We start from the raw sequence: 14579 nt of genomic DNA on the forward strand, positions 1-14579 counted from the left end.
TGGCGAGCATGTCCGTCGGCGACCTGTCCACCAGCACCCAGAACTACCTCAAAGGCATCTGGGCGCTTTCGGAGTGGTCAGATACGCCGGTGACACCGTCGTCAGTGGCCAAGCACCTTGGACTGCGCAAATCCACCGTCTCCGACGGGGTGCGCAAGCTCGGCGAGCAGGGCCTGGTGGAGCACAAGCCCTACGGCGCCGTCGAGCTGACCGACACAGGCCGCACGTACGCGGTGGCGATGATCCGCCGCCACCGCCTGATTGAAACGTTTTTGGTGGAGGCGTTGGGCTACACCTGGGACCAGGTGCACGACGAGGCCGAAAACCTCGAACACTCGGTGAGCGACTTCATGGTCGACCGCATCGACGCGTTTTTGGACTACCCCAGCCGCGACCCCCACGGCGACCCCATCCCCTCAGCCAGCGGCCGCGTCGACACCCCCGCGGCGGTACCGCTGACCGGTGTGCAACCCGGGCGCACGGCCACGATCGAGCGCATCGCGGACGACGACCCGAAACTGCTGCAATTCTTCGACAGTCACGGGCTCGTCGTCGGCGCAACCCTCGAGGTGGGAGAGGGTGCCCCTTACTCCGGCGCGGTCGCGGTCCGGCTTGCCGGCGCGGCGGAGGCGGTGCCGCTCGGCGAGGAAGCCACGGATTCCGTCTTCGTGCGCGTGGATGCGTAACGACGACCCCGCAGCACCCCATGCGGGCCGAACAGGTACACCACACCAAACACCACACCTTGGGCGAGCACGATCATGCCGCCAGAGGCCGTGTCCAGGTAGTAGGAGCAGTACAGGCCCACAATCGCACACGCCGCCGACATGGTCGGGGCGATGATCAGCATCGTGCCGAATTTGTTGGTGAGCAGGTAGGCGGTCGCACCCGGGATGATCAGCATCGCCACCACCAGGATCACGCCAACGGCCTGGAGTGCCACCACTGACGTCAGCGCCAGCAGTGCCAGCAGGGCCGCACCGAGCAGGCGCGGATTCAACCCAATCGCGTGTGCATGGGTGGGATCGAACGCGTAGAGGGTGAAGTCGCGCCGCTTGAGCACCAGCACGCTCAACACGATCGCTCCCAGGATGGCCACCTGCAGCAGGTCCCCACGGGACACACCAAGCAGATTGCCGAAGATGATGTGGTTCAGATCCGTTTGCGAAGGGGTTACCGAAATGAGCACGAGCCCCAGCGCGAACATGGTGGTGAACACAATGCCAATGGCCGCATCCTCCTTCACCCGGGACGTATCGCGCACCAGCCCGATCAGTGCCACCGCAAGGAACCCGAACACCACCGCGCCGACGGCAAACGGCACGCCCAGAATGTAGGCCAGCACCACGCCGGGCAGGACAGCGTGGCTTACCGCATCGCCCATCAGCGACCAGCCAACCAACACCAGCCAGCACGACAACAGCGCGCAGACAATCGACGCCACCAGCGAGGTCGCAAGCGCACGCATCATGAACTCGTACCCAAACGGCTCCGTAAGCAGCGCAATCATGCTGACACCCCCATACCGAAGCCCTGTACCAAATTGTCCGGCTCTAACACCACTTCAGTCGGGGCGTGCATCAACACCCGGCGGTTCAACAGCACTGTCTCCGGCGCGAGCTGGGGCAAGGCAACCAGGTCGTGCGTCACCACAAAAATAGTGGTGCCTTCTGCCGCGAGGTCACGCAGCAGCTCAGTGATGGTGGCCTCGGAATGTTTGTCCACGCCGGCGAAGGGTTCGTCGAGAAGCATGATGCTCGCACCCTGAGCGATACCGCGGGCGATGAAGGCACGCTTCTTCTGGCCACCCGAAAGCTGACCGATCTGGCGGTCTGCGAACGACTCAAGGTGGGTGCGCTCAAGCGCGCGATCCACAGCCGCAATGTCCTCCGCACGCGCGTGGCGGGTAAAGCCCATGTGGCCGTAGCGGCCCATCATGACCACATCACGCACTGTGACCGGGAACTGCCAGTCCACGTCCTCGCTCTGCGGGACGTAGCCCAGCACCTGCGTCTTGCGGGCGCGCATGGGGTCGATGCCGTTGATACGAACCGTGCCGCGATCCGGCTTGACCAACCCCATGATCGCCTTGAGTAGCGTGGATTTGCCCGCGCCGTTCATCCCGATCAGCCCACAGATACGGCCTGGTTGGACGCTCAAAGTTGCGCCGTCGAGCGCGACGACGTCGCCGTAGCGCACCGCAACATCGTCAACCGCGATTGCGGGGATCACTGCTTGCCCCCGTTCAAACCGTCGATGATCACCTTCGTGTCGTGGCGAATCAGATCCAGGTAGGTCGGCACCGGACCGTTTTCCTCAGAAAGCGAATCGACGTAGAGGGTGCCGCCGTACTCCGCGCCGGTGGCCTTCACGACCTGCATCATCGGCGCGTTAGAGACCGTGGATTCACAGAACACAGACGGGACGTTGTTTTCCTTCACAAACTCGATCGCGCCGGCGATCTGCTGCGGGGTGGCTTGCTGCTCCGAGTTGACCGGCCAGATGTAGCGCTCCTTGAGCTTCGCGTCGCGAGCCAGATAGGAGAACGCACCTTCGCAGGTGACCAAGGCGCGCTGCTTGTCGGGGACAGCGGCGAGCTTGGTCTCCAGCTCGTCTTGCACAGCCTGCAGTTCCTGCTTGTATGTTTCGCCGTTGGCCTTGAAATCATCGGCGTGCTCCGGGTCGAGTTCGCTGAACGCGTCGACGATGTTGTCCACGTACTTCTGCACGTTCACCGGACTCATCCAGGCGTGCGGGTTGGGCTTGCCGGCGTAGGCGTCCTCCGCGATGTCGATCGGGTCGACACCTTCGCTGACCACGGCGTGGGGCACGTCCAGGTCGGAGACGAACTGGGAGAACCAGCTTTCCAGATTCATGCCGTTGTCCAGGATCAGGTCGGCGTCGGAGGCGCGCGAGATGTCGCCCGGGGTGGGCTCGTAGCCGTGGATTTCCGCGCCGGGTTTGGTGATGGACTCCACCCGCAGGTGGTCGCCGGCGACGTTCGAAGCGATGTCCTGGATCACCGTGAACGTGGTGAGTACCACGGGGGTGTCTTTGCCGCCTGCGGCGTCGGCGCTGTCCTGCGAACAGCCTGCCAGGCCGGCAGTTAGCGCAGCCGTGGCGGCGAGCGCGAGCACCTTGGATTTCAACATGTTGGTCCTTTTCTTTCTGTGTACTTTTCCGTGCGGTTAGAGAAGCGGCGGCGGGCCGACGCGGTGGGACGTGGCAATGAATCGGTCGAGCTTTTCCGGGGATTCGTCGTGCAGGTAGACGGCGAGCAGCCGCATCAGGTTGAGCGTGACGTCTTCCGGGTTGGCGCTGGAGCGCACGAGCCGCGCGGACGCGAGGTAGTCGCCTTCGCGGGCGGTCTCGAACAATGCGATGGCTTCGAGCCATGCGCCCATGTTGGAGTCATCAAGTCCCATACCGGCGAATAATAAAGTTCGGCACGCCGAACTTGCAAGTGTTGTGTTGTCGTACGGCCTCCGTTTGTGGGTGGCAAAGTAGACTTGCGCACCATGGCCAAGGCGGATCTGGACAAAAAGCCCTTCGACGTTGCCGGTATGTTCGACGACGTGGGCAAAAACTACGACATCACCAACACCGTGCTGTCGTTCGGCTTGGACAAGTACTGGCGACGTCGCACCCGCGAGCGCCTGGACTTAAAGCCCGGCGAGCTCGTGCTCGATCTGGCCGCCGGCACCGCCGTGTCCACCGTGGAGCTGGGCAAGTCCGGCGCGTGGGTGGTGGCCTGCGACTTTTCCCAGGGCATGCTCGCCGCCGGCAAGGACCGCGACGTGCCCAAGGTCGTCGGCGACGCGATGCACCTGCCGTTTGCGGATGACACCTTCGACGCGGTGACCATCTCCTACGGGCTGCGCAACGTCCACGACTTCGAGGCGGGCCTGCGCGAGATGGCGCGCGTGACCAAGCCGGGCGGGCGCCTCGCCGTCAACGAGTTCTCCACGCCCGTCGTGCCCGGCTTCCGCACGCTGTACAAGGAGTACCTGCCGCTCGCGCTGCCGGCGGTGGCGAAGGTGTTCTCCTCGAACGCGGAGGCCTACGAGTACCTCGCCGAGTCCATCCGCGCCTGGCCCGGCCAGGAGGAGCTCGCCGCCGCCATCAACGACAACGGATGGACGGACGCGAGCTGGCTCAACCTCTCCGGCGGCATCGTCGCGCTGCACAGCGCGGTGAAGCCAGCGCGGTGAAGCCGGCGCGGTGAAGCCGGCCTAGCGCGCGTCCCACAGCGGCTCGCCCGGCTGCGCGCCCCGCGCCGCCCGCCCTGCCAGGCGCCACGCCCGGGCGACGAGGTCCCGGTCCTCGTCCGCGACGAGGTTGCCCATGAGCCGCGCCGCCGCCGGCATGAGGGTGCGCCCGCCCAGCCCGCGCAGCGCCACCGGCCCCGCGAGCGGCAGGAACTGCGGGTAGGTGAGCAGCCGGGCGAGGGTGCGCGCGAGCGCGAACGCGTCGCCGTACGTTTCGCGCAGCAGCGCCGGCCACGCGAGCGTGAGGTCGTCGACCTGCCCCATGAGCCCGACGGCGAGCACCGCCGTCTCCAGCCCGTAGTCGATGCCCTCGCCGTTGAGCGGGTTCACGCACGCCGCCGCGTCGCCCACGAGCGCCCAGTTCGGCCCCGCCACGTTCGACACCGCCCCGCCCATCGGCAGCAGCGCCGACGCCACGCGTTCCGGCTCGCCGAGCTGCCACGCCTCGCGCTGCTGCGCGGCGTACTGCGCAAGCAGCTTCTTCGTGTTCACCTTCGCCGGGCGCGCGTCGGTGGACAGCGCGCCGCAGCCGAGGTTGACGTGCCCGTCGCCGAGCGGGAAGATCCAGCCGTAGCCGGGCTGGATCGCGCCGCCGGCGTCGCGCAGTTCGACGTGGGAGTGCATCCACGGCTCGCTCGAAAACGGCGAGGCGCAGTAGGAGCGCGCCGCGATGCCGTAGACGTGCTCCTTGTGCCAGGCGCGCCCGAGGAGTTTGCCAAAGGGGGAGCGCACCCCGTCCGCGACGATCACCCGCCGGGCCCGCACCTCGCCGCGCGGCGTCTCCACGGCGCGGATCGCCCCGCGCTCGAGCTGCACGCCGGTGGCGGGACAGCCCTGGCGGATGGTCGCGCCGGCGCGCGCAGCTTCGCCGACAAGCATGGCGTCGAACGTGGCACGCGGGGAGGCGGACCCCTCGCCGCGCGGCCACGGCGCCTCGACGTCGCCGCCGTAGCCGTGCAGCTTCAGGCCCCGGTTGCGGTACGCCGGGACGGGGAGGCCGAGGAGCTCTAGCGTATCGACGGCCCGAGGGGTCAACCCGTCCCCGCAGGTTTTGTCGCGGTGGGCCGGCAGGGCGTCGAGAAGCAATGTGCCCATGCCGGCGCGCTGCCCGGCGATCGCTGCGGCGGACCCGGCCGGGCCCGCGCCGACGACGACGAGGTCGAAGTACTCACTCACCCGCCACATTGTGCCAGCGCCACCCGCTCGTGCGCGGGCGGGGTGGGTTGGGCTACGGTTAGCGTGTTATCCATGTGCCCCTCCAACCTGCAAGGACGTTTTCGATGACGCACGGCACCACTCCGTCACCGCGCCACGGCTTCAACCTGGACCTAGGCGACGAGGCGCTCAACGCGCGGCTGAACTCCGGGCTGGAGGCGGTGGAGGACAGGCTGCGGGCCGAGCTGTCCCGCGTGGAAAGCTTCCTCACCGACAAGGTCACGCACCTCGCCGCCGCCGGCGGCAAGCGCTTCCGGCCCATGATGGCGCTGCTGTGCGCGGAGTTCGGGCCCGACCCACGCAGCGAGAACGTCGTCCGCGGCGCCACCGTCGTGGAGGTGGTGCACCTGGCCACGCTCTACCACGACGACGTTATGGACGAGGCCGAGCGCCGCCGCGGCGTCGAGTCCGCCAACGCGCGCTGGACGAACACCGTGGCCATCCTCGCCGGCGACATCCTCTTCGCGCACGCGTCGCGGCTCATGAGCGCAATGGACCTGGACACCGTCGGCCACTTCGCCGACACCTTCGAGAAGCTGGTCACCGGACAGATGCGCGAGACCGTCGGCGCGCAGGGCGGCGACCCGGTGGAGCACTACCTCACGGTGATCGAGGAGAAGACGGGTGTGCTCATCTCCTCGGCGGCGTACCTCGGCGCGCGGCACGCGGGTGCGGAGGCGGACGTCGTGGACCGGTGCGCGCGCATCGGCGACGCGGTGGGGATGGTCTTCCAGATCGTCGACGACATCATCGACATCTTCTCCGACCCCGAACAGTCCGGCAAGACCCCCGGCACCGACCTGCGCGAGGGCGTGTTCACCCTGCCCGTGCTCTACGCGCTCGAGGAGGACTCCCCGGCCGGGGAGGAGCTGCGCGGCCTGCTCACGGGCCCGCTTACCGACGACGCCGACGTCGCCCATGCCCTCGACCTCCTCGCGCAGACCGGCGGGCGGGAGCGCGCGTTAGACAAGGCGCGCGAGTACCTCGCCGTGGTGGAGGAGGAACTCGAGGGCCTGCCCGACATTCCGGCGCGCGAGGCGCTGCGTAACATGACCCGCATGACCGTCGAGCGGGTGGGATAAGCAGGCAATTTCCTCCCGTGCGGGGCGTTGTGTAGAGTAAACCCCGCACTTCGGTGCTTGCCAGGTTGCCCGAGCGGCCAAAGGGAGCGGACTGTAAATCCGCCGGCATTGCCTTCAGAAGTTCGAATCTTCTACCTGGCACCAACATTCACCCCGTCGGTTTCGTACCGGCGGGGTTTTGGGTTGCCGGGGGAGGGGGCGTTGGGGGGGTTAAACGACAAAATGTGTGTCTGGCTCCGGCGTGTCGCGGGGTTAGATGTGGCCTTTTTGGATGCCGATTGAGTGTGTGTAGTTGGTGTCGATAGCGTTGTCGTAGAGGGCTGGTCGTCCGGTTTCGTGGTCGGCTTGGTTCTCGTTGTGGGTCAGGGTGGATACTTTGGCGAGTTGGTCCTGGCCCCAGTTGGACTGCCTGGCGATCTCTACCGGATCGTCAGGCAGTTCCGTTTGCAGATACAGCCACCACTCCAGCATCCGGCGTTGATGCTCCCCGGATCTGCCGCGGTGGGTGCGGGCCAGCAGTTTCAGTTGGGCGTTGATGCCGCCTTCTAGGCTGTTGGTGGTGGATTTGATCCGGCTGGCATCGAGGACACCGTCGGGTGGGTCGAGATAGACAAATAACAGCTGGTTGCGCCATAGGTGGTTGAGGCTGTTGTAGGCCTTGCGGGTGCGTTCATGTGTCCATGACCAGGTGCGTTGCCGTGTCGCCGGGTCGGTTGTCCACGTTTTCTGGTTCATCCAGTCGCGGTAGATAGTGCCGTATTCGTGCAGCTGCGCACCCCACGCGGCGGCTTCGTCAAGATCGGTGATTTTCGTGAGGTTGAGCGCAAGCTGGTAGATCGCTCGTCCTGCATCGGTGCGTGGGCGTGCGGTGGTGTGCCGGCGTACCACGCGTTGGGCGTGGACGAGGCAGCGCTGCACTTTCGTTGTGGGCCAGCATGTCTTGATCGCGCTGGCAGCACCTTGGCCGCCGTCGATGACAGCGATCAGGGGTGCGGGGATACGTTCGAGAAGTCTTTGGTAGTCGCGGGTGGTTTCACGTGTGCACCAGTGCCAGGCGATGACGTGATCCAAGGTGGCGGCCACGATGAGACACCCACCGGCGGTGTAGGTGCCGTCAAGAAAGACCTGGTCGTAAACCCGGCCTTCGTGCCCGATTGTGGGATCGGGGATATCAACTAGCCAGAAGTGTTCAAACCGGCGTTGCAGGGTACGAGGATGACACCCTGCTTCGGCGGCAGCGGTGTTCAAGCTTGCACCGGTCGTGAGGTGGGCGATAAATGCTGCGAAGGCTGCGGAGTTGGTGATATCGGGGCGCTGCTTGGTGGTGGAAGCGCCGCAGTTCTTGCACCGCCACCGGGTGCGGTTGGCAGAAGTCTTTCCATTGCGTTTCATCTCGCCGCCGCACACCTGGCAGCGGGGTTGGTTCTTCGGCATTGATCAAGCCAACACCGGCTACTACCACATGCTGCTGTCACACCCCAGTATTTCGCCGCCCCGGGGCGGATATAAGCTCCAGGAGCATATACTTTCCGGATTACCCCTGGTCATCCCAAACAAATCGACGAATCCGGACACACATTTTGTCGTTTAACCCCGTTGGGGGCCGGAGGGGCGTCGCTAAGCAAGTGCGAAAAAGCGGGGGTGGGCTGGCGATTTGTGTTTGTGGAAACGATCGGGTTAATCTCTTCAAGGCTTCAACGGAGCGGGTCGAGCAAGACCCACAACATAGAGGCTGTGCCCCCTTAGCTCAGTCGGCAGAGCGTTTCCATGGTAAGGAAAAGGTCGACAGTTCGATTCTGTCAGGGGGCTCTGTTGTTTGTCCGCCCTCGGGCGGGCGGGCACATGGCGGTGTAGCTCAGTGGTAGAGCAAGCGACTCATAATCGCTGTGTCGAGAGTTCAATTCTCTCCATCGCTACGCACCTTGTGCGGGAGCCTCGTGGCCCCCGTGGTAGGGTTAGGCGCACTGTGAATGCGGTGCCCTAGGGGCGTGGCGCAATTGGTAGCGCAACGGTCTCCAAAACCGTAGGTTGCAGGTTCGAGTCCTGTCGCCCCTGCCAAAACAACGTGGAGGAGTTTTCGTGACTAACCCCAACGGTCAGAACGCGGCGCAGCCGACCGGTAAGCGTCAGCTGCGCGGCGCCGCTCCGGTGTCCTCGGATTCCTACGAGGCGAAGCGCGCGCCTGCGCTCGTCGACGCGGACGGCGAGAAGACCGGCAAGGGCGTCGCGGCGTTCCCGGGCGAGGTCGCCTCCGAGATGCGCAAGGTCATCTGGCCGACCGGGCGCCAGATGCTCAACTACACGCTTATCGTCTTCGCGTTCCTGGTGGTGCTCACCATCTTCGTGTGGGGCATCGACGCCCTCTCCGCCTGGGTGATTCGTTGGATCTTCATCCGCTAGGTACAATCGCTGGCACAAACGTTTCCCGCCCCTCGGACGCCGAGGAAGGCGGGATACTTTTTGCCCCGGTACCCTGGGGTGCACACGACCACAGACGAGGAGATGACAATGACTGAGGCGAACAACGACGTCAACGGCGCGCTCGAGAACAACGAGCAAGAGATGATCGACGAGGGCGCTCCCGTGCAGCCGGGCACCGACCCCGTCCGCGAGGGCGACGACGACCCGGCCGGCACCGAGGGCGGTGACTCCTCCGACGAGGAGGGTGAGAGTCACGCCGAGGCCGAGGCCGAGGCCGAGGCCGAGTCCGGCGCTGAGGCTGAGGACGCCGACGACAGCGAGTACAAGCGCCGCCTGCGCGAGTACACCCGCGAGCTGAAGAAGCAGCCCGGCGACTGGTACATCATCCAGAGCTACTCCGGCTACGAGAACAAGGTGAAGACCAACCTCGAGATGCGCAGCCAGACCCTCGAGGTCGAAGACTCCATCTACGAGGTCGTCGTGCCCGTCGAACAGGTGCTGGAGAAGAACAAGGACGGCAAGAACAAGCTGGTCAAGCGCAAGCTGCTGCCCGGCTACGTGCTCGTGCGCATGGACATGAACGACGCCGCCTGGTCCGTGGTCCGCGAGACGCCCGGCGTGACGTCGTTCGTGGGCAACGAGGGCAACGCGACGCCGGTGAAGCACCGCGACGTGGCCAAGTTCCTCCTGCCGAAGTCCGCCGCAACCGGGGCGAAGCCCGAGGTCAATGCGGAGGGCGAGACCGTTGTCGCCATGCCGGACGACGAGGCCCCGAAGCAGGTCGCCCACGACTACCAGGTCGGCGAGGCCGTCACCATCCTCTCCGGTGCGCTCGCGAGCGTGTCCGCGACGATCAACGCCATCGACCCGGAGACCGGCAAGATCGAGGCGCTCGTGTCCATCTTCGGCCGCGAGACCCCGGTCGAGCTCACCGCCGACCAGATCGAGCGGATCATGTAGGAGCATTTTGCTTCTCGACGCCCCTCCGGCGTACTCTGTCACGTCGCGTGTGCTTGCGAGCGCACGCGACGTGTTCGTTTTTCATATCCCCGGTGGCTGGGTTCACCCCCGGCATCCGGAAGCCCCGCGGCAGCTCATCGTGGCCGCGGGCGCTGTACCTAGGAGGTAATTCGATGGCTAAGAAGAAGGTCACTGGCCTGATCAAGCTTCAGATCGAAGCTGGCATGGCAAACCCGGCCCCGCCGGTCGGCCCGGCGCTCGGTGCTCACGGCGTGAACATCGTCGAGTTCACCAAGGCGTACAACGCCGCGACCGAGTCCATGCGCGGCAACATCGTCCCGGTGGAGATCACGGTCTACGAGGACCGCTCCTTCGACTTCGTCCTGAAGTCCCCGCCGGCCGCGTCCCTGCTGCTCAAGGCCGCCGGTCTGCAGAAGGGCTCCGGCGTCCCGCACACCCAGAAGGTCGGTAAGGTCACCTGGGAGCAGTGCAAGGAGATCGCCGAGACCAAGAAGAACGACCTCAACGCCCGCGACATCGAGGCTGGCGCCGCGATCATCGCTGGCACCGCCCGCTCCATGGGCATCGAGGTCGAGAAGTAACAACCCCATGTGGCAGGGCCGAGCCAGGCCCGCACCACAACTTCCGGAAGGAAATCCAACATGGCTAAGAAGTCCAAGCGCTACCTTGAGCAGCTCGCCAAGGTCGACCGCGACAACCTGTACCACCCGCTCGACGCCGTCACCCTCGCGAAGGAGACCGCCTCGGACAAGTACGACGCCACTATCGACGTCGCAATGCGCCTCTCCGTCGACCCGCGCAAGGCCGACCAGCTCGTGCGCGGCACCGTGAACCTGCCGCACGGCACCGGTAAGTCCGTGCGCGTCGCCGTCTTCGCCGAGGGCGAGAACGCCACCAAGGCGAAGGAAGCCGGCGCCGACATCGTGGGTACCGACGAGCTCATCGAGCAGATCAACAACGGCCAGCTCGACTTCGACGTCGCCATCGCGACGCCGGACCAGATGGCCAAGGTCGGCCGCGTCGCCCGCGTCCTCGGCCCGCGCGGCCTCATGCCGAACCCGAAGACGGGCACGGTGACCCCGGACGTCGCGAAGGCGATCCAGGACTCCAAGGGCGGCAAGATCGCCTTCCGCGTTGACAAGGCGTCGAACCTGCACGCCATCATCGGCAAGGCGTCGTTCACCCCGGAGCAGCTCGCCGAGAACTACGGCGCGCTCCTCGACGAGGTCAACCGCCTCAAGCCGGCGTCCGCGAAGGGCGTGTACCTGAAGAAGGTCACCGTCTCCGCGACCCAGGGCCCGGGCGTGCCGGTGGACACCTCCGTGGAGAAGAACTACGCCACCAAGGCATAGTTCACCCACGATCCAGCGCCTCGGTTGCTACCGGGGCGCTTTTTCGTGCCCGAAGAGTTGGTCTATGGCCCCGCGGTTGGAGTTTTTCACTGGGGTTCCGTGGGGGCTGATCCACCATGGTGCGCCGCGGATCATGGCGATGTGGCCGCGTTTGTTGCGCGATGGGTCGTCGTCGTTGACGCGGTTGTGGTAGCGACACAACGGGGCGAGGTTGTCCAGGTTGGTTTCCCCGCCGTGTTTCCAGGCGGTGACGTGGTGGATCTCGCAGGCTTGCGCCCCGTGGCGGCAGCCGGGGAACGCGCATACCGGCATGACGAGCCGGGCGAGGTCGCGTTGTTTCGTGTTGGCGAGGCGTTGGGTGCGGTAGAGGTTGACGGCACCTGCTTCGGGGTGGAACGCGGCGACGTCGAGCGTGTCGCCGAACTCTAACGAGAGGAATTCGGCCCCGGTCATGGTGGTGCCGTCGGTGAGCGTGAGGATGACGTCGTCGCCCAATCCTGCGGTGATGCGGGTGTATTCGGGTAGGGGCAGGAGGATCATGGGGCGGGGTGCGGCGGCGGGGACGGTTTCGCCGGCGTCGAGGAGGTTCCAGAACGCGGCTTCCATTTGGGGTGCTGCGGGTTGGGTGGGGTCGATGTGGTGGCGGAGGGCGTGTTCGAGGTCGGCGGCGCGGCGGTCGTCGGCGGTGATGGTGATGCGGGTGCGTCCGTGTTTGGGGGCGGAAAACGTCATTTGTTTTTTCGCCGGTTGAGGTTCGGCGGTGGGGAGGATGTCGTTGGCGCGGCGGCGCAGGGTTTCGTAGGTGCCGCGTACGCAAAGCAGGGCGTGGCGTAGTTTCCATTGCTCGGTGCCGGTGAAGCGGGTGAGGTGTTTTTCGATGAAGACGAGTTTGTCCAGGCTTGTGCCGTTGTCGCGGGCGAGGGTGAGCGCGCGGCGTTGCTGGGCGCGGTAGCGGGTTGGCCCGTAGTAGACGGTGTGGATGCGTGCCCATTCGCGCAGCGTGTCGGGTTTGACGCCGGCGGTGGTGAGCGCGTCGCGGTCGTAGTGGGCGAGGGCGTCGATGGCGCCGGCCCCAACCGCGAGTGCGAGTGCTTCGAATGGGTTCATGCCCGTCACACTAGGGGAAACCAATTCGGTGTCAAGACCACCCACCGAAACCTGTGGATAACTCCCGCAACCAACACGCGGTTATCCACAGCTGGCACAATCGCACGCGTGGAAGCGGTCATCATCGGCGCCGGCGTCAACGCGCTCACCGCGGCGGCGCGGCTGGCGAAGGCGGGCTGGCGCGTCGACGTGTTCGAGCGCGCGGACAGGGTCGGCGGCGCCGCGCGCACCGACGTGATCGACGGGCGCCTCATCGACCGTGGCGCGGCCTGCCACCCGTTCGGCGCCGCGTCCCCGGCGTTCGCGCAGCTCGGGCTCGACGTCGAGTGGCTGCGCGCCCCGATCGAGATGGCCCACCCGCTCGACGACGGCGCCGCCTTCCTCCACCGCAGCCTCGCGCAGACCGCCGCCGAGCTCGGCCCCGACGCCCGCGTCTGGCGCGGCATCCACGCCCCGGTCGTCCATCACATCGACGCGCACCTCGCTAACGCCCTCGCCCCACCGAACCGCTGGCCGGCACACCCGCTGCGGCTCGCCCAGTTCGGCGCCCGGGGCGCGTGGCCCGCGGCCGCCGTGCCGCTGCGCACCGAGCGCGCCCGGGCGCTGTTCGCCGGCAGTGCGGCCCACGCCATCCTCCCGCCGACGCGCGCGGGCACGGCCGCGTTCGGCGTGCTGTTCGGCGCGCTCGGGATGACGCGCGGCTGGCCGGTGGCCAAGGGTGGTTCGGAGGCGGTGGCGCGGGGGTTGGCGGAGCTCGTCGAGAAGCATGGCGGGCGAATCCACTGCAACCGCGACGTGCCGCACAACGCGCCGAAACGGCGCCGCGGGCCCGGCGTTCACAAGGTCGACTTCCTGCTCAACGAGCCCGTGCCGTGGCGCGACCCGCGCGTCGGGCAGGCCGCGACGGTGCACCTCGGCGGCACGCTTCGCGAGATCGACCACGCCGAGCGGGCCATCCGCCGCGGCCGGCTGCCCGAGCGCCCGTTCGTCATGGCCGCGCAGCAGTTCGTCGCCGACCCGCAGCGGGGCCTGAGCCTGTGGACGTACGCCCACGTCCCCGCCGGCTACCGCGAGCGCTACCCGGGCGAGGTGCGCGAGCTCATCACCCGCCAGGTCGAGCGGTTTGCGCCCGGCTTCCGCGACGTCGTCGAACGGGTCGTGGAGGCGAGCCCCGCGGACCTCGAGCGCTGGGACCCGTGCCTCGTCGGCGGCGACATCGCGAACGGCGCGCACCCGCTCATCCGCCTCCCGCACCGCCTGGGCGCGGGGGAGTACCTCGCCTCGAGCGCCGCCGCCCCCGGCGCCGGCGTGCACGGGATGCCGGGGTGGTGGGCGGCGGAGGCGGCGCTGCGCGATTTTGATCCCGGCGCCCTTTCCGGCTAACATCCTCAACCGAAGTTTGAGCCGAGCTCAAGTTTCACCGAAGACCGTCGGTCACTCTGGCAACAGAGTCGAAGGCGCCCCGCTCCAGGGGCCGGCCCACGCAGGAGAAACGAGGCGCCTTTCACGCGTGCCCCGTGCTTCTGCACGGGGCATTTTCCTTTGCCCCGGGCGGATTGAAGGACATGAAGTATCGGAAGGAGGCGTGTGTCATGGCAAACCCGAAGAACACTGCGGAGCTCGAAGCGCTCCGTGGCAAGTTCGCCGAGGCGAGCTCCGTCGTGCTCACTGAGTACCGCGGCCTGACCGTGGGTCAGTTGCAGGAGCTGCGCGGTGAGCTGGGCTTCGATGTCGAGTACCACGTCGCCAAGAACACCCTCATCAAGATCGCTGCGAACGAGCAGGGCATCGAGGGCCTCGACGATCTTCTCACCGGCCCGACCGCCGTCGCGTTCATCAAGGGCGACGCGGCCGTCGACGCTGCGAAGGTGATGAAGAAGTTCAACAAGGATAACGACGCGTTCGTGATCAAGGGCGGCTACATGGACGGCAACGTCCTCGACGCTTCCCAGGTCGACGCGCTCGCCGAGATGGACAATCGCGAGACCACCCTTGCCAAGCTTGCTGGCGCGTTCCAGGGTTCCTTGGCCAAGGCTGCCGGCCTCTTCCAGGCCCCGGCCTCCAAGACGGCTCGCCTTGTCGCTGCGCTGCAGGACAAGCAGGAAGCCGCGTAAACACACTCTTTAACCCGGGCCGGATCGGCCCACAACAGA

The 14579-nt window shown here is 66.5% G+C and carries 16 protein-coding genes and 4 tRNA genes; 13 read left to right on the top strand and 7 right to left on the bottom strand.

All coding sequences use genetic code 11. The features are described from left to right. The first annotated feature begins 8 nt into the window (after positions 1 to 8). Positions 9 to 686: a metal-dependent transcriptional regulator gene (locus CJEDD_RS01745; protein WP_042405783.1), complete on the top strand. Its 678-nt coding sequence runs from the start codon at positions 9 to 11 to the stop codon at positions 684 to 686. Here CJEDD_RS01745 and CJEDD_RS01750 read toward each other — a convergent pair. From CJEDD_RS01750 to CJEDD_RS01765, 4 genes are read right to left on the bottom strand one after another with little or no spacing between them, the layout of a single operon-like run. Continuing rightward, on the bottom strand, positions 587 to 1510 hold the full coding sequence (locus CJEDD_RS01750) for a metal ABC transporter permease (protein WP_042405781.1): 924 nt from the start codon (positions 1508 to 1510) through the stop codon (positions 587 to 589). The two genes, CJEDD_RS01745 and CJEDD_RS01750, sit on opposite strands and share 100 nt — an antisense overlap. After that, complete coding sequence (locus CJEDD_RS01755; RefSeq protein WP_034997179.1) at positions 1507 to 2232, bottom strand: metal ABC transporter ATP-binding protein; 726 nt, start codon at positions 2230 to 2232, stop codon at positions 1507 to 1509. The genes CJEDD_RS01750 and CJEDD_RS01755 overlap by 4 nt, the downstream gene beginning before the upstream one ends. After that, positions 2229 to 3152, bottom strand: coding sequence for a metal ABC transporter substrate-binding protein (locus CJEDD_RS01760; RefSeq protein WP_042405779.1), 924 nt, complete (start codon positions 3150 to 3152; stop codon positions 2229 to 2231). Before CJEDD_RS01760 ends, CJEDD_RS01755 begins: the two co-directional genes overlap by 4 nt. A 36-nt stretch (positions 3153 to 3188) precedes the next feature. Next, positions 3189 to 3425 carry a tudor domain-containing protein gene (locus tag CJEDD_RS01765; protein WP_038609556.1) on the bottom strand — a complete coding sequence of 79 codons (237 nt, stop codon included), beginning with the start codon at positions 3423 to 3425 and terminating at the stop codon, positions 3189 to 3191. 93 nt (positions 3426 to 3518) lie between these two features. Between CJEDD_RS01765 and CJEDD_RS01770 the strand changes: the two genes are divergently transcribed. Beyond that, the gene (locus CJEDD_RS01770) at positions 3519 to 4211 is read left to right on the top strand and encodes a demethylmenaquinone methyltransferase (RefSeq protein WP_042405777.1); all 693 of its coding nucleotides are present in this window, start codon (positions 3519 to 3521) and stop codon (positions 4209 to 4211) included. Between the two features lie 21 nt (positions 4212 to 4232). On the opposite strand, the gene CJEDD_RS01775 is transcribed toward CJEDD_RS01770, so the two are convergent. Further along, positions 4233 to 5453: a geranylgeranyl reductase family protein gene (locus CJEDD_RS01775; RefSeq protein WP_042405775.1), complete on the bottom strand. Its 1221-nt coding sequence runs from the start codon at positions 5451 to 5453 to the stop codon at positions 4233 to 4235. A 95-nt stretch (positions 5454 to 5548) separates the two neighbouring features. On the opposite strand from CJEDD_RS01775, the gene CJEDD_RS01780 reads away from it, so the two are divergent. Both CJEDD_RS01780 and CJEDD_RS01785 read left to right on the top strand, forming a co-directional pair. Next, positions 5549 to 6565, top strand: a complete 1017-nt coding sequence (locus CJEDD_RS01780; RefSeq protein WP_042405773.1) for a polyprenyl synthetase family protein — start codon at positions 5549 to 5551, stop codon at positions 6563 to 6565. A gap of 59 nt (positions 6566 to 6624) precedes the next feature. After that, positions 6625 to 6709 (top strand) — tRNA-Tyr (locus tag CJEDD_RS01785). A 108-nt stretch (positions 6710 to 6817) separates the two neighbouring features. Here CJEDD_RS01785 and CJEDD_RS01790 read toward each other — a convergent pair. Next, positions 6818 to 7999 (bottom strand): IS1249 family transposase, encoded by a 1182-nt coding sequence (locus tag CJEDD_RS01790; RefSeq protein ID WP_273657494.1) that lies wholly within the window; start codon positions 7997 to 7999, stop codon positions 6818 to 6820. A 302-nt stretch (positions 8000 to 8301) separates the two neighbouring features. On the opposite strand from CJEDD_RS01790, the gene CJEDD_RS01795 reads away from it, so the two are divergent. The 7 genes from CJEDD_RS01795 (at position 8302) to rplA (ending at position 11319) form a co-directional block, all read left to right on the top strand. Next, a tRNA-Thr gene (locus tag CJEDD_RS01795) sits at positions 8302 to 8374 on the top strand. Positions 8375 to 8409: 35 nt separating this feature from the next. After that, positions 8410 to 8481 (top strand) — tRNA-Met (locus CJEDD_RS01800). Between the two features lie 66 nt (positions 8482 to 8547). After that, positions 8548 to 8623: transfer RNA gene (locus CJEDD_RS01805), tRNA-Trp, on the top strand. A 21-nt stretch (positions 8624 to 8644) separates the two neighbouring features. Next, positions 8645 to 8965 (top strand): preprotein translocase subunit SecE, encoded by a 321-nt coding sequence (secE, locus tag CJEDD_RS01810; protein WP_042410284.1) that lies wholly within the window; start codon positions 8645 to 8647, stop codon positions 8963 to 8965. A gap of 108 nt (positions 8966 to 9073) precedes the next feature. Continuing rightward, on the top strand, positions 9074 to 9946 hold the full coding sequence (nusG, locus tag CJEDD_RS01815) for a transcription termination/antitermination protein NusG (protein ID WP_042410291.1): 873 nt from the start codon (positions 9074 to 9076) through the stop codon (positions 9944 to 9946). A gap of 173 nt (positions 9947 to 10119) precedes the next feature. Next, positions 10120 to 10548 carry a 50S ribosomal protein L11 gene (gene rplK, locus CJEDD_RS01820; RefSeq protein WP_042410287.1) on the top strand — a complete coding sequence of 143 codons (429 nt, stop codon included), beginning with the start codon at positions 10120 to 10122 and terminating at the stop codon, positions 10546 to 10548. Positions 10549 to 10608: 60 nt separating this feature from the next. After that, positions 10609 to 11319, top strand: a complete 711-nt coding sequence (gene rplA, locus CJEDD_RS01825; RefSeq protein ID WP_042410290.1) for a 50S ribosomal protein L1 — start codon at positions 10609 to 10611, stop codon at positions 11317 to 11319. A 27-nt stretch (positions 11320 to 11346) separates the two neighbouring features. Here the strand turns inward: rplA and CJEDD_RS01830 are convergent, their stop codons facing one another. After that, positions 11347 to 12426 carry an HNH endonuclease signature motif containing protein gene (locus tag CJEDD_RS01830; RefSeq protein WP_273657587.1) on the bottom strand — a complete coding sequence of 360 codons (1080 nt, stop codon included), beginning with the start codon at positions 12424 to 12426 and terminating at the stop codon, positions 11347 to 11349. Positions 12427 to 12534: 108 nt separating this feature from the next. On the opposite strand from CJEDD_RS01830, the gene CJEDD_RS01835 reads away from it, so the two are divergent. Beyond that, the gene (locus CJEDD_RS01835; protein ID WP_232297717.1) at positions 12535 to 13809 is read left to right on the top strand and encodes a phytoene desaturase family protein; all 1275 of its coding nucleotides are present in this window, start codon (positions 12535 to 12537) and stop codon (positions 13807 to 13809) included. Positions 13810 to 14018: 209 nt separating this feature from the next. Further along, positions 14019 to 14540: a 50S ribosomal protein L10 gene (rplJ, locus tag CJEDD_RS01840; protein ID WP_042407619.1), complete on the top strand. Its 522-nt coding sequence runs from the start codon at positions 14019 to 14021 to the stop codon at positions 14538 to 14540. Positions 14541 to 14579 lie beyond the last annotated feature (39 nt).

Origin of the sequence: Corynebacterium jeddahense, from assembly GCF_028609865.1 — a bacterium.
GTDB classification, from domain to species: domain Bacteria; phylum Actinomycetota; class Actinomycetes; order Mycobacteriales; family Mycobacteriaceae; genus Corynebacterium; species Corynebacterium jeddahense.

Excerpts from the sequence above, each read along its gene's own strand:
- CJEDD_RS01750 (WP_042405781.1), bottom strand. The coding sequence starts at position 1,510 with ATGATTGCGCTGCTTACGGAGCCGTTTGGGTACGAGTTCATGATGCGT.
- CJEDD_RS01760 (WP_042405779.1), bottom strand. The coding sequence starts at position 3,152 with ATGTTGAAATCCAAGGTGCTCGCGCTCGCCGCCACGGCTGCGCTAACT.
- CJEDD_RS01745 (WP_042405783.1), top strand. The coding sequence starts at position 9 with ATGTCCGTCGGCGACCTGTCCACCAGCACCCAGAACTACCTCAAAGGC.
- CJEDD_RS01765 (WP_038609556.1), bottom strand. The coding sequence starts at position 3,425 with ATGGGACTTGATGACTCCAACATGGGCGCATGGCTCGAAGCCATCGCA.
- CJEDD_RS01830 (WP_273657587.1), bottom strand. The coding sequence starts at position 12,426 with ATGAACCCATTCGAAGCACTCGCACTCGCGGTTGGGGCCGGCGCCATC.
- rplJ (WP_042407619.1), top strand. The coding sequence starts at position 14,019 with ATGGCAAACCCGAAGAACACTGCGGAGCTCGAAGCGCTCCGTGGCAAG.
- rplA (WP_042410290.1), top strand. The coding sequence starts at position 10,609 with ATGGCTAAGAAGTCCAAGCGCTACCTTGAGCAGCTCGCCAAGGTCGAC.
- CJEDD_RS01775 (WP_042405775.1), bottom strand. The coding sequence starts at position 5,453 with ATGTGGCGGGTGAGTGAGTACTTCGACCTCGTCGTCGTCGGCGCGGGC.
- CJEDD_RS01770 (WP_042405777.1), top strand. The coding sequence starts at position 3,519 with ATGGCCAAGGCGGATCTGGACAAAAAGCCCTTCGACGTTGCCGGTATG.
- rplK (WP_042410287.1), top strand. The coding sequence starts at position 10,120 with ATGGCTAAGAAGAAGGTCACTGGCCTGATCAAGCTTCAGATCGAAGCT.
- CJEDD_RS01780 (WP_042405773.1), top strand. The coding sequence starts at position 5,549 with ATGACGCACGGCACCACTCCGTCACCGCGCCACGGCTTCAACCTGGAC.
- CJEDD_RS01790 (WP_273657494.1), bottom strand. The coding sequence starts at position 7,999 with ATGCCGAAGAACCAACCCCGCTGCCAGGTGTGCGGCGGCGAGATGAAA.
- nusG (WP_042410291.1), top strand. The coding sequence starts at position 9,074 with ATGACTGAGGCGAACAACGACGTCAACGGCGCGCTCGAGAACAACGAG.